Source organism: Sphaerisporangium krabiense, from assembly GCF_014200435.1.
GTDB lineage: Bacteria > Actinomycetota > Actinomycetes > Streptosporangiales > Streptosporangiaceae > Sphaerisporangium > Sphaerisporangium krabiense.
This window is the reverse complement of sequence record NZ_JACHBR010000001.1, coordinates 194,480-207,687: the sequence shown is the minus strand read 5'-3', so window position 1 is coordinate 207,687 and position 13,208 is coordinate 194,480. Positions and strand designations below refer to the sequence as shown.

Annotated in this window: 8 protein-coding genes; 3 read left to right on the top strand and 5 right to left on the bottom strand. The window is 74.5% G+C overall.

Going from position 1 to position 13,208, the window contains the following annotated elements; all coding sequences use genetic code 11:
* The first annotated feature begins 165 nt into the window (after window positions 1-165).
* On the top strand, window positions 166-4,524 hold the full coding sequence (locus BJ981_RS00925) for an HAD-IC family P-type ATPase (protein ID WP_184607851.1): 4,359 nt from the start codon (window positions 166-168) through the stop codon (window positions 4,522-4,524).
* Window positions 4,525-4,530: 6 nt separating this feature from the next.
* Here BJ981_RS00925 and BJ981_RS00920 read toward each other — a convergent pair whose 3' ends face one another.
* Complete coding sequence (locus tag BJ981_RS00920) at window positions 4,531-5,097, bottom strand: C40 family peptidase (RefSeq protein WP_184607850.1); 567 nt, start codon at window positions 5,095-5,097, stop codon at window positions 4,531-4,533.
* A gap of 239 nt (window positions 5,098-5,336) precedes the next feature.
* Here BJ981_RS00920 and BJ981_RS00915 point away from each other — a divergent pair, with 239 nt between their 5' ends.
* Together BJ981_RS00915 and BJ981_RS00910 are read left to right on the top strand one after the other, a co-directional pair.
* Entirely contained in the window at window positions 5,337-6,821 is a 1,485-nt protein-coding gene (locus BJ981_RS00915; RefSeq protein WP_184607849.1) for a hypothetical protein, read from the top strand.
* Window positions 6,822-6,901: 80 nt separating this feature from the next.
* Window positions 6,902-7,183, top strand: a complete 282-nt coding sequence (locus tag BJ981_RS00910; protein ID WP_184607848.1) for a DUF6158 family protein — start codon at window positions 6,902-6,904, stop codon at window positions 7,181-7,183.
* Between the two features lie 123 nt (window positions 7,184-7,306).
* On the opposite strand, the gene BJ981_RS00905 is transcribed toward BJ981_RS00910, so the two are convergent.
* The 4 genes from BJ981_RS00905 to BJ981_RS00890 form a co-directional block, all read right to left on the bottom strand.
* On the bottom strand, window positions 7,307-8,671 hold the full coding sequence (locus tag BJ981_RS00905) for an ice-binding family protein (protein ID WP_184607847.1): 1,365 nt from the start codon (window positions 8,669-8,671) through the stop codon (window positions 7,307-7,309).
* 310 nt (window positions 8,672-8,981) lie between these two features.
* Complete coding sequence (locus tag BJ981_RS00900; RefSeq protein ID WP_184607846.1) at window positions 8,982-9,851, bottom strand: serine/threonine-protein kinase; 870 nt, start codon at window positions 9,849-9,851, stop codon at window positions 8,982-8,984.
* Window positions 9,852-10,012: 161 nt separating this feature from the next.
* On the bottom strand, window positions 10,013-11,077 hold the full coding sequence (locus BJ981_RS00895) for an LLM class flavin-dependent oxidoreductase (protein WP_184607845.1): 1,065 nt from the start codon (window positions 11,075-11,077) through the stop codon (window positions 10,013-10,015).
* Between the two features lie 78 nt (window positions 11,078-11,155).
* Window positions 11,156-13,198 carry a PQQ-dependent sugar dehydrogenase gene (locus BJ981_RS00890; RefSeq protein WP_184607844.1) on the bottom strand — a complete coding sequence of 681 codons (2,043 nt, stop codon included), beginning with the start codon at window positions 13,196-13,198 and terminating at the stop codon, window positions 11,156-11,158.
* Window positions 13,199-13,208: the final 10 nt, after the last annotated feature.

Sequence of the window (13,208 nt, the reverse complement as noted above, 5' to 3'; positions counted from 1 at the left end):
CGTTGTACGACCGTCCGGGTTTATGCGGTCGCACGGGGAGGAACAGTGTCGGGGACGGCCGTCCGGCCGCCGCAGGCCGCGCCCGACCTGGTCGTACGCGGCTCCGCTTCCAGGTGCCCCCCTGCCGCGTGGAGGGGTGATGGGGTGCGCCCGCTGGAGAGCCGTATGGCGCTGAGGCACGTGCTGGCCTCCTCCGCCTCCCTGCTGCGGGCCGCGCTGCCCGGCCCCCTGGGCGCTCTCCTCCCGCCGCACCCCCGCGTAGCCGTCCCGTGCCCCGGCGGTGTCCACGTCGACCTGTACGGCATCGGCGGGCCGGGCACCGAGAAGGCGGCGCAAGCCCTGGAGCGGCGGTTGCGCGCGGTGCCCGGCGTCGAGCGGGCCGAGGTCAACGGCCGTCTCGGCCGGGTCCTCGTCACCGTGGCGGACGGGGGCGCGGACCTCGAGACGCTGACGGCGGTCGTCGAGGAGATGGACCCCCGCCCGGAGGACGCGCCGCGGCCTCCCGCCGGGCCCGTCGAGCGGCACGCGCGCGCGGCGGTCCGCCTCGCGGCGAGCGTGGCCGCCGCCGGGCTCGCCGTCGCCGGGCAGGTCGCGAGGATCCACCCCGTGGACCCGCTCGTGCCGGCCCTGGGGAACCTGGCCGCCTCCACCCCTTTCACGCGCGAGGCCGTCGAGGACCGCCTCGGCCGCGCCCCCGCCGAGGCCCTGTTCATGGCGTTCACGCTGACCACCCAGGCGCTCACCGCGCGCCCGCTCGGGCTGGTGGCGCAGGCGGCCTCGTCGCTGTGCCGGTACGTGGAGGCCAGGGCCGTCCGGGCCTCCTGGTCGCGGGCGCAGGAGCGGCTGGCCGCCACGCCGGGCGCCTACCACCACGTCGAGGCCGGGACCGGGCCGCGCCCCGGAAGCCTGCGGCACGGCCCGGCGGAGAAGTACGGGCAGGTGGCGGGCCCGGCCATCCTCGCCGTCTACGGCGGGACCCGGCTGCTCACCCCGCACGGGCGCCGGGCCCTGTCCCTCCTCGTCGCCGCCACGCCGAAGATCGCCGGCCTGACCCGCGACGCGTTCGCCGGGGTGGCCGGCCGCGCGCTGGCCGCCCGCGACGCGCTCGTCCTGGACGCCACGGCGCTGCGCCTCATGGACCGGGCCGACACCGTGATCCTGGACGCGGCCGTGCTCACCACCGGCGGATGGACGATCGACCGCGTGGAGCCCCTCGCCGAGGGACCGAAGACCGGCGAGCTGTACGCCCGGCTCCACTCGCTGATCGACCTCTCCGATCCCGGCGCGGCGGGGGACGGACAGGGGTGGTCGGTCACCCCGCTCGCCGACCTGGACCGCCTGCCCTCCGGCGACGCCGCCGTGTGGCGGGAACGCGGGCTGCGCGCCTTCGAGGTGCGCAGGGACGGCACGCCGGTCGCGGTCGCCGGGCTCGCCCGCGAGGCCGAGCCGCTGGCCGAGGCCGTCGTCGCCGCCGCGAAGGCCGCGGGGACGGTCCTGCTGGCGGGGGAGGCGGCCGTCGCCCGGCGCTTCGCCGTCGGCGAGGTCATCCCGGCCGAGGACCTGGCCGCGCACGTGGCGCGCCTGCAGGCGCGCGGCCACGGCGTGGTGGTGGTGTCGCGGGACGCCGGACCGGCGCTGGCCATGGCCGACATCGGCGTCGGCGTGCCCGGCGCGGCCGGAGCCCTGCCGTGGGACGCCGACGTCGTCACCGGGCCGTCCGGCGTCCACCTGATCCTGAGCTGCCTGCCCCGCGCGGTGCGGGCGAGCACCAACGGCGTGCGGCTCGGCGCCGTCGCGGCGGTCGTCGGAGGCCTGCTGGCCATCGCCGGGCCGGAGGCCACGGCGCTGCGCCGGGCGTACGTGCTGGACGCGGTCGCCTCGCTGACCGCCGTCGCCCTCGGGGAATGGGCGGGCCGCGTCGCCGCCCGCGTGCCCGTGCCGCCGCCCGCCGACGTCACCCCGTGGCACGCCATGTCCGTCAAGGAGGTGCTGGCGCTGCTCGGGTCCTCCGCCGACGGCATCTCCGGCGACGACGCCGAACGGCGCAGGACCGCGGCCGGGGCCCCGGAGGCGCGGCCCCGCTCGCTCGCGCGCACGACCGCGGAGGAGCTGGCCAACCCGCTCACCCCCGCGCTCGCGGCCGGGGCGGTGATCTCGGCCCTGGTCGGCTCGGTGCTCGACGCGGTGATGATCAGCGCGGTGATGCTGACGAACGCGCTGCTCGGCGGCGTGCAGCGCTTCCGCGCCGACCGGGCGCTGCACCGTCTCACCGAGGCCACCGAGGTCCGCGTCCGCCTGCGCCGCCCCGATGGCGTGGTGTCCGCCACCAAGGACGACCTCGCCCCCGGCGACGTGGTGGAGCTGCGCGCCGGGGACGCCGTGCCCGCCGACGCGCGGGTGATCAAGGCGGACGGCCTGGAGGTGGACGAGTCGACGCTCACCGGGGAGTCACAGCTCGTCACCAAGACCGCCGCGCCGACGGTCGCCGCGGCGGTCGCCGACCGCGCCTCGATGGTCTACCAGGGCACCACGGTCGCGGCGGGCAGCGCGCGTGCGGTCATCGTCGCGACCGGCGAGCTGACCGAGGCCGGGCGCAGCGCGCGGCTGGCCGCCGAGCCCAGCCCGCCCACGGGCGTCGAGCTGCGGCTGCGCGAGCTGAGCCGCCGCACCCTGCCCGTCTCGATCGCCGCGGGCGTCGTCCTGCTGCTCACCGACCTGCTGCGCGGGCGCCCCCTGGCCGCGGCGCTCACCCCGGCGGTCAGCCTGACCGTGGCCGCGGTGCCCGAGGGGTTGCCGTTCGTCGCGACCCTCGCCGAGCTGGCGGCGGCGCGGCGGCTGTCCAAGCGGGCCGCGCTGGTGCGCAATCCCTCCACGATCGAGGCCCTCGGCCGGGTCAACGTGCTGTGCTTCGACAAGACCGGCACGCTGACCGAGGGCCGCATCCGGCTCAGGTACATCTCCGACGGCCGGCACGGCGCCGCGGTCGAGAAGGCCGGCGACCGGCTGCGGCGCGTGCTGGCCGCGGCCGTGCGGGCCAGCCCGCGCACCGGCGGAGGCCGCGTGATCGCCCACCCCACCGACCGCGCGGTCCTCGACGGCGCCGAGAGGATCGGCGTGACGCCGGGGGACGGGCTGGACCGCTGGGAGCGGGTCGACGTGATGCCCTTCGAGCCCGGCCGCGGCTATCACGCCGTGCTCGGCGCCACGGGCGAGGGGCAGCTCCTCACCGTGAAGGGCGCTCCGGAGATCCTGCTCACCCGCTGCGACCGGGTGCTGCGGGACGGCACGCCCGCGCCGCTGGACGAGGCCGCGCGGCGGGCGCTGGAGGACGAGGTGGACCGGCTGGCACGCCAGGGCTACCGGGTGCTCGCGGTGGCCGAGCGCCGCGCCTCCGACCGCGGCGACCTGGACGAGTCGCGCGTGGACGAGCTGTGCTTCCTCGGGTTCCTCGGCCTGGCCGACCCGGTGCGCCCGACCGCCGCCGAGAGCGTGCGCCGTCTCGCCCGCGCCGGCGTGCGCGTCGTCATGGTGACCGGCGACCATCCGAGCACCGCCGAGGCCATCGCGGTGGAGCTGGACGCGCTGGACGGCAGGCGCGTGATGACCGGCCCCGAGCTGGAGGAGATGGACGACGAGTCGCTGACCAAGGTGCTGCCCGAGGTGGCCGTCTTCGCCCGCGCCACCCCCGCGCACAAGGCGCGGATCGTCACCTGCCTGCGCAAGGCCGGGGAGGTCGTGGCGGTCACCGGCGACGGCGCCAACGACGCCCCCGCGATCCGCATGGCCGACGTCGGCATCGCGCTCGGCTCCCGCGCCACGCCGGCCGCCCGCGCCGCCGCCGACCTGGTCGTGACCGACGACCGCATCGAGACCATCGTGGACGCGATCGTCGAGGGCCGGGCCATGTGGAGCTCGGTGCGCGACGCGCTCAGCATCCTGCTCGGCGGCAACGTCGGCGAGATCGTCTTCACGGTGGGCACCGGCCTGCTGGCCGGCGGCAGCGCGCTGAACGCCCGCCAGCTCCTGCTGGTGAACCTGCTCACCGACATGGCGCCGGCCCTGGCGGTGGCCGTGCGCCCGCCCGCCTCGACCGACCCCGACAAGCTGCTCGCCGAGGGACCGGAGGCGTCGCTCGGTGAGTCGCTGACCCGCGACATCTACCTGCGCTCGGCCGTGACCGCGAGCGCCGCGATCGCGGCGTGGGCCGCGGGACGGCTGACCGGCACGCAGGCGCGGGCCAACACGATCGGGCTGGTCGCGCTGGTGGCGGCCCAGCTCTTCCAGACCGTGGCCCAGGGCGGGCGCGACCGGGTCGTGGTGGCCGCGACGCTGGCGTCCCTGGTCATGCTGGTCGTGGTCGTGTCGGTGCCGGGGGTGAGCACGTTCTTCGGCAGCCGCCCGCTCGGACCGGTCGGCTGGTCCATCGCGCTCGGCTGCGCCGCCGCCGCCACCTACCTGGGCCCGGCCGCGCAGGACGTGGTCAGGCGGGCCCGTGCCGCCGCGCCGGCGCCGGCGCCGGCGTGAGCCGCCTCACCGCTCGTAGCGGTAGTAGCCCGCAAGATCGGGGAGGATGTCCACGGGGTCGGTCCTGATGGTGGTGCCGGTCCGCAGCGCGTTGATCATCTTGCCGTCGCCGATGTAGATGCCCACGTGGTGGGTCCTGACCGACCGTTTGCGCACCTTGCCGTAGAACACCAGGTCGCCGGGCCTGGCCGCCCTGGCCGGCACCTTGCGCAGGCGGCGCAGGTGGTCGTCGGTGTTCCCTGGGCCGAGCACGTCCTCCTTGAACGCCAGGTGGTACACCCAGCGGGCCAGCCCCGAGCAGTCCAGGCCCGTGGTGGTGGCGGCGGGGCAGGGCTTGATGGAGCCGTGGTAGCCGAGGCAGGTGCCGCGCGAGGGTCCTGGCAGCTTGTCGTGCCCGCCGCCCCAGACGTAGGGGATCGCCCCGCCCGCCCACCGGCTCTGCCGCTGCCCGTCCTCGATGGCGCCGGCGATCGCCACCAGCCGGTTCGGCTCCTTGGCGACGACGAGGGGCGCCGATCCCGCCGCGAGGACGAGGACGCCGCCCGCGAGCGTCAGCCGGACCGCACGCCGCACGTGGAAACCCCCGTTCCTGTCGGTTCGGTGTCCGCTCTTACGATTCTCATCGCGTTACCGGCAGGTGCGTGGATCTAGCGAAATGTCACGCATTGTACGGAAATTGCGGTCCGCTGAGCTGTGGCGATCACCTACCGTGCCGGAACGGACTTGCTGGGGGAATCATGAGAAAGCGGTACGCATCGGTCATGCGTCGGTAGCCTCGGAGACGCTGGTGCCGCCGATCCTGGAGAAGGCCGGTGATCAACCTCCGCGCCCCGCGCCCGTCTTCCGCGCCGCCCTTGCTCTCCGCCGTGCGAGGGCACCTGGTGTTCGGCGGCGCGGTGCTCGCCGCGGCCCTGCTCCGGCTGGTCGCGATGCTCGGGTACCGGCCGGCGATCTGGTTCGACGGCGACTCCTACAGCTACGTCGCCGGGGCGCTCCAGCTCTGGCCGAGCCGTTCCCGCAGCTCGGGGTACTCGCTGTTCCTGTGGCTGCTGGAGCCGTTGCACAGCACCGCGCTCGTCGTCGCCGTGCAGCACCTGCTCGGCCTGCTGTCGGCCGTCCTGGTCTACGCGGTCCTGCGGCGTTACGGCCTGCCCGGCTGGGGCGCCACCCTGCTGGCCGCGCCCGTGCTCTTCGACGCCTACCAGATCCAGCTCGAACACATGATCATGGCGGACACGCTGTTCACCGCGCTGCTGGTGGCCGCGGCCGCGATCCTGCTGTGGCGCCCGGTGCTCACGGTCCCGTGGGGCCTCGCCGCCGGGCTGCTGCTCGGCTGCGCGGCGGTGCTGCGGACGGTCGGGGTGCCGCTGCTGGCGGTCGCCGTGGTGTGCCTGCTGCTGCGCCGGGTGGGGTGGCGCGGCGTGGCGGCGGCCGCGGCCGCCATGGCGCTGCCGCTCGGCGCGTACGCGACGTGGTACAGGGCCGAGCAGGGGAGCTTCGCGCTGAGCAGCGCCGACGGCACGTTCCTCTGGGCCAGGACGATGAGCTTCGCCGACTGCGCCAAGGTCCGGCCTCCGCCCGCGGAGTCCTGGCTGTGCCCCGCGGAGCCGGTGGACCGCAGGATCGCCGCCTCCCGCTACATCTGGTCGCCCGGCTCGCCGGTGCGCGACCGGCCCATGTTCACCGACCAGGCCAACGCGCTCACGCGCGCCTTCGCGCTGCGGGCCATCGCCGCCCAGCCCTTGGACTACCTCGCGACGGTGCTCGGCGACACCGTCAAGGCGTTCGCCTGGACCCGGCTGCCCCACCCCTCGGCCGCGCAGTCGCGGGCGTACGAGTTCGCCGCCACCCGCACCACGCTCCCGACCTACCGCGTCAAGGGCGACCTGCGGGCGGACACGATCGCCCGCGACTACGAGGAAGGGCGGGCGGGGACGCGGGTCGTCCGGCCGTACGCCGGGGCGATGGTCGCCTACCAGCGGTGGGCGCGGGTGCCGGGCCCGCTGCTCGCGGCGCTGCTGGGCGCCGGACTGGCCGGCGTGGTCCTGCGGCGGCGCGGGGCACGCCTCGGCGTGCTGACGGCGTGGGCGATGGGCGCCGGGCTGCTGCTGGCGCCCGCGATGACGGCCGACTTCGACCACCGGTACGTGCTCGCGGCGGTGCCGTTCGCCGCGCTGGCGGCGGGGCTGACCCTCGCCCGGGGCGGCGCGCCGGGACGGGCCGCGCGGCACCGTACGGGGCCGGACACGGCGCGGGACGCCGCTGCTGACCTGCGCGAAGACGCCGGATCGCCATAAAGATCGACATAAAGGGAGTGTGAGATATCCCGCTTTGATATGGGGTGACGGATTCGACTGACCGGGTACATGGTGGAGTCATGAACAGAGTCGATCCGAGAAACCTGAGCGTGCGAGATCTGCGCGACGAGCTCCGTGAGCTTGAGGAGTCCTGGATGGAGACGCTGCTGCGCGGTTCCGACAACGACCTGGACGACCACGCCGTGCGCACCCGGGAGCTGGAGGAGGAGTTCGACCGGCGCGCGAGGGGCGACGCGCCGCCGCAGGGGGACGCGGCCGCGGAGCAGGCGCCGAGCGGATCCGAGGGAGACGCGGAGCAGGCGCCGCAGGCGCGGAGCGGGCCCGAGGCGGTCGCGGAATAGGCGCGAAGCAGGGCCCGCGGGCGTGGAACAGCCGCCCGGCGGCCGGGGAGCGCCCGGACGCGTTCATCCGTCACGCGAGGGGCCCGTCCGACGCGATCGGACGGGCCCCGTCGACGCCTCAGGTCAGCCGGTGACGGCGACGCGCGGGCGTGGCGCCTTGTAGTACTTGTGGTAGCGCGGCTTCTGGTACGGCTTCTGGTAGTTCTGGTGGCCCTTCGGCCCCTGGCCGTGGTGGGACCCCGAATCGTGGTGGCTGTGGTGGCCGTGGTGGCCGTCCTCGCCGAACACCCCGGCGAGCGTGTGCAGCGTCTGCAACGTCACCAGCTTGCCGTGGTCCTTCTGGTGGTGATGGCGCCGGTCGTGGCGATCCTTGCGGACCGTCCGCGGGTTCTGCTTGTCGGCGTCCTCGGCCTCGCCCTTCACCCCGTGGTCGTGCCTCCCGTGCTCGTGTTCGCACTCCTCCGGGCACTTGCCGTCGGGGCCGACCGGCAGCTCCAGGGGTTGCGAGGTGGCCGGGTCGAACTCGGGCGTGCCCTCGAACGTGGCCACGATCCTGTGGATGCCCTCGGTCAGGTTCGGGTTGGCGAGCGTCGCCCGGCCGGAGGAGTCGAGCGGGGCCGTGCCGAGCGTGGCGCCGTCACTGGTGAACCGGACCTGGCCGGAGGTGACGGGGCCGTTGGCCGAGCGCACGATCGCGTTCAGGCTCAGCGGCCGGCCGGGCCCGGTCCCGCTGCAGGAGAACGTCACGGTGACGGTCGTGTTCCTGCCGGTCGCGCATCCGCGCGGAGCCGTGACGGTGTCCCCGGCGAGGGTCACGGCGGCGAGCGGGCCGGCCAGCAGCCTGCCTTCCACGGTGACGTCGGCGCCCACCACGATGCCGCCCGCGGTCCCGGGCACGACCAGCACGTTGCCGCGCAGTCTGGATCCCGCGTACAGGGTCGCGGTCCTGGTGAGGGCCAGGAAAACGTTGCAGGCCCGCGCCCCGCCGGCCAGGGTGACCGTGCCCTGCGCCGCCACGGTCAGGCTGGATCCCCGGATGACGAAGACCGCGTTCGGGTCCCCCTTCGCGTCCAGGGTGAGGTCGCCGCTCAGCGTGAACGGGCCGCCCGTGGACGTGTAGACGCCCGGGGGCAGCGTCTGGCCGCCGAGCGCCGGGGCGATCGTCCCGGTCGAAGGGCGGGAGGTGACGTCGGCGAACGCCGTGGCCAGGGCCGTCTGCGCCTGGGTCGCGGCCGTGTCGTTGATGTGGATGATCCCGTTCACGATGCTCGGGGGCGTGAAGCCCGTGACCGTGCTCCCGGGGGCGACGCCGACGTCCCCGGTGATGGTCGAGGTTCCGGTGTTGGTCACGGACGTCCCCGCCAGAACGGCGAAGCCCGCGGCGGCGCCGAGCGGCACCGGGACCGGCTGTGCCGCCGCGCCGGCGGAACCGGGCGCCACGGCGACGACCCACGCCGCGACGGTCGCCGTGAGAGCCGCCGTCAGCAAGGAACGAACGATATGTCGCGCCCGGACGCGAGGCCGACTGGCATGATTCATGAAGCGATCCTTTGCTGTTGGTATTGCCATGTGAAAACGCATTGCCGATAATGCGTCCCGACATCCAACGGTACTGATCGCCGCCGTTCTGATCGTTATCCGACATGCGGAAACTTTGAATCAAGCGCCATGTGCGGACAAATGGCAAATGTCCGTACGATCGGATTGTCGCCCTGCGGGGATATCTTGTTCCGGCGACATTATGCGGACATCGGGCGCCGAAAAGGCGTACCGGTCCGGTGATTCCGGGAAATGGTTCTCAGGCGAACGAGCCGAGCGCGTTGACCAGCCAGAGGAGCGCGGCGGCCGAGGCCGACAGCAGCGCCGACCCGGCGGCGGCCGTCCGGACGCGCCGGATCCAGATGGCCGTGTCACCGGCCGCGATCGGCGGCGCGTCGAGCGCCCGCGTGAGCACCTCGGCCGCGTGCCCGGCGGCCGGTCGCTCGGCGGGGTTCCCCGCCACGCACGCCGCGCACAGGGCGGCCAGCTCGGGCGGCACCTCGGGCGCCCCGGTGAGCATCTCGCAGAGCAGCACGCCGAGGGCGTACACGTCCACGGCGGGGTGGACGCCGCCCGCGGTGAGCCGTTCGGGCGCGGCGTACGGCGGCGTGCCGGGGACCCCGGAGCCGGCGAGCTCGCCGACGAACGCCGCGAGCCCGAAGTCGAGCAGCTTGGCGCCCTCCGGCGTGAGCAGGACGTTCTCGGCGGTGACGTCGCGGTGGACGATGCCGCGCCGGTGGGCGGCCTCCAGCACCCGCGCGACCCTGACGCCGACGGCCGCGGCCTCGCGCCACGGCAGCGGTCCCTCGGCGATCCGCTCGGACAGGGCCCGTCCGTCCAGCAGCCGCATCACGACGTAGGCGGCGGGACGTCCCGCCGCGGTGGTCGTCTCGCCGTAGTCGTACACCTCGATCGCGTCGTGGTGGAGCAGCCGGGCGGTCGCCCGCGCCTCCCTGCGGATCGCGCCGTGGTCGCCGTCCAGGACCTTGATCGCGACGGTGCGGTGCAGTGACTGGTCGAAGGCCCGCCAGATCGCGGACGTCCCGCCGGAGGCTATCCGCTCGACGAGCCGGTACCGGCGCGTGAGCACGTCGCCCTCACGCACGGCCCCCGAGTCATGGGAGTTCACCGGCCACCGGCCCCGCGGGGGGCGGGCGGGGCGGGACGACGTTGGGAGCGCTCCCAGCACATTGTTCGGCGTTACTTCCGGGTCGGCGGATGCTTCGCGTGAATGATCTCGCGGATTGGGTCCGATATTACGGACATAATCCATGCGAAGAAAGGTCTCTGTCAGAGCTCCTTGGTCATCCCGTACGCCTCGGCGATCAGCCGGTAGGAGCGGATCCTGGCCTCGCCCCCGTGCACGCCCGTGGTGATCATCAGCTCGTCCGCCCCGGTGCGCTCGCGCAGCGCGTCCAGGCCCGCCCGCACCGTCGCCGGGTCGCCGTGCACGACGTTGCCGAGCCACTCGCGGACGAACTGCTCCTCGGCGGGGCTGTAGGGGTACGCCTCGGCCTCCTCGGGCGTGGGCAGCGGCGCGGGCGTGCCCCGCCGCAGGCGCAGCATGCCGAGCGCCCCGGTGCGCGCCCGCCGCAGCGCCTCCGCGCCGGTGTCCGCCGCCACCGCGCCCACGCCGATCATCGCGTACGGCTTGTCCAGCACCGCGGACGGCTCGAACCGCGAGCGGTACAGCTCCAGGGCGGGGATCGTGTTGGCCGAGCTGAAGTGGTGGGCGAAGGCGAACGGCAGGCCGAGCAGCGCGGCGAGCTGCGCGCTGAACCCGCTGGATCCGAGCAGCCAGATCGGCGGACGCCCGGACCCGGGCGCGCTCGCCTCGCCGGGCACGGCGCGGATGAGCAGGGTCGGGTGGCCGGTCTCGTAGGTGTCGTCGAGGAAGGCGACGAGCTCGGCGAGCTGCTCGGGGAAGTCGTCGGCGTCCGGGGTGGCCCTGCGGCGCAGCGCGCGGGCGGTCGCCTGGTCGGTGCCGGGGGCGCGGCCGAGCCCGAGGTCGATGCGCCCGGGGTGCAGCGCGTGCAGGGTGCCGAACTGCTCGGCCACGATGAGCGGCGCGTGGTTCGGGAGCATCACCCCGCCCGAGCCGAGACGGATGCTCCGCGTGTTGGCGCCGAGGTGGGCGAGGATCACGGCGGGGGAGGAACTGGCCACGCTCGGCATGCCGTGGTGCTCGGCCACCCAGAACCGGTGGTACCCCCAATCCTCCGCGCGCCGCGCCAGCTCCGTCGTCGTCCGCAGCGCGTCGGACGGCGTGTCACCCGCGCCGACGGTCGCCAGGTCCAGGATCGAGAGCGGGACGGTCGACTCGCCACGGGCCACACCACGGATGTCATCGGTCATTTTCCGGACAACCCTGCCCATGTGACGGCTATTCCGGCCCCGGGCACGGCCGGCGCCGCGCCCGGGGCCGGGCCGGGGCTAGCTGATCGTGACCCGGAAGATCTGGTCCGAGCCCGCCGGCTGGCGTCCGGCGTTGTCGGCGTTGGTGGTGGACAGCCAGAGCTGGTCGGCGCCGGGCACCTTGGTGACGGTCCGCAGGCGGCCGTAGGTGCCGACGTAGTAGGCGGCCGGGGTGCCGACCGTATCGGCATCGCCGTTGATCGGGATCCGCCACAGCCGCTCGCCCCGCTGCGCGGCCATGTAGATCACGTTGCGGACGATCGCGATGCCGCTCGGTGACGCCTGCGACGTCGGCCACGTCGCCTTCGGGTTGGTCATGCCCGCGACGTCGCAGGCGCCCTCACAGGTCGGCCAGCCGTAGTTGGCGCCGGGCGTGATGAGGTTCAGCTCGTCCTGGAGGTTGTTGCCGAACTCCGCCTCCCACAGCCGGCCGTTGCGGTCGAAGGCCAGGCCCTGCGGGTTGCGGTGCCCCATGGAGTAGACCAGCGTGCCCCACGGGTTGCCCGGGGCCGGGGCGCCGCTCGTGGTCATCCTGAGGATCTTGCCGTTCAGCGAGTTCCTGTCCTGGGCGTTGTTGCCGTTCAGCGCGTCGCCGGTGGTCGCGTACAGGTAGCCGTCCGGCCCGAAGGCGAGGCGCCCGCCGTCGTGGTAGGTGTTCTTGGTGATGCCCTGCACCAGGACGGTGTAGGCGGACAGGCCGGTGCCGTCGTAGGTCATCCGGGCGATCCGGTTGCCCTCCGAGGCGGTGTGCATGAAGTACACGTAGTGGTTGGCCGCCCACGCGGGGTCCACGGCCACGCCCATGAGGCCGCCCTCGCCGCCGGTGCTCACCGCGTTCGGCACGGTGCCGACCTGCGTGCGCGTCCCGTCGAGCGCCACCTTGTAGACGCGGAAGGTGTCGCGCTCGGTCACCAGGGCCGACTGCCCGTCCGGCAGGAAGGCGGTGCCCCACGGGATCGACCAGCCGGTGGAGATCGTGGTGATGCCGGAGGGGATGCCGCCGTCGGTGGAGCAGGGCGACGTCCGGAACGACACGCCGGTGCTCGGCGGCGAGGTGTTCTGCGCCGCGTCCCTGGCGACCACGGTCAGCGAGTAGGAGCTGTCGCAGGCCAGGCCGGTGACGGTGGTACCGGTCGGGGGCGGCGCGCCGGTCACGGTGGCGTAGACGTTGGAGCCGCTCCTGACCTCGTACGCGGTCACGCCCACGTTGTCGGTGGAGGCGTTCCAGCTCAGCCGCGCGCTGGTCGTGCCGACCTGGGAGACCGCGAGGCCGGAGGGCGCGGTGGGAGGCTCGCTGTCGGAGCCGGGCTCGGTCGTGCAGACGACCTGCGGGCTGCGGGTCGACACGTTGCCGGCCGCGTCCCGGGCGCGCACCGACAGGCGGTACTCGGTGGCGGGTGAGAGCCCGGTGAGCTGCTTGGAGGTGGTGTTCCCCGGAGCCTCCGCGAGCTTGCCGGTGTCGTGGAGGATGTCGTAGGCGACGACTCCGGTGTCGTCGGTGGCGGCGCCCCACGTCAGGGTGAGGGAGTTGGCGGTGACGCCGGAGCAGGTCGGCGCGCCGGGTGTGGTGGGCGGCTGGGTGTCGATGGGCTCGGCGACGGTGAGCCGGTCCAGGTTGGGGCCGCCCCCCGCGGTGGCGGCGGTGGCGCGCACCTTGTTGGTGCCGGCCTTCAGCGTGGCGTTGACCGTCGTGGTCTTCCAGGTGTCCCAGCCGCCGGTCGGCGGGAACGACAGGCCGGAGGCCACCGGGGCGCCGTTGACGGTGATGTCCAGCGAGCGGTCACCGGTGGTGCCGTTGGCGTAGCGGTAGGTCAGGCTGACGGTCCCGGCGGTGGCGGCGGTGACGTAGAGCTGGACGAAGCCGCCGGCCACGTCGAGGTAGTCGACGTAGCCCCTGCCGGTGTAGCCGGCGTGGTCGGCGAAGACGCCGCCCTGGGAGACGGCGCCGTCCTCGGCCTGGTAGTCCTCGGCGGCGCTCGCCGGGGGCGCGGCCACCAGCAGGGCGGCGAGGGTGACGGCGACGCAGCCGAGGGCGCGCGGCCAGGGGTGGGGGGTGCGCATGGGAACCTCC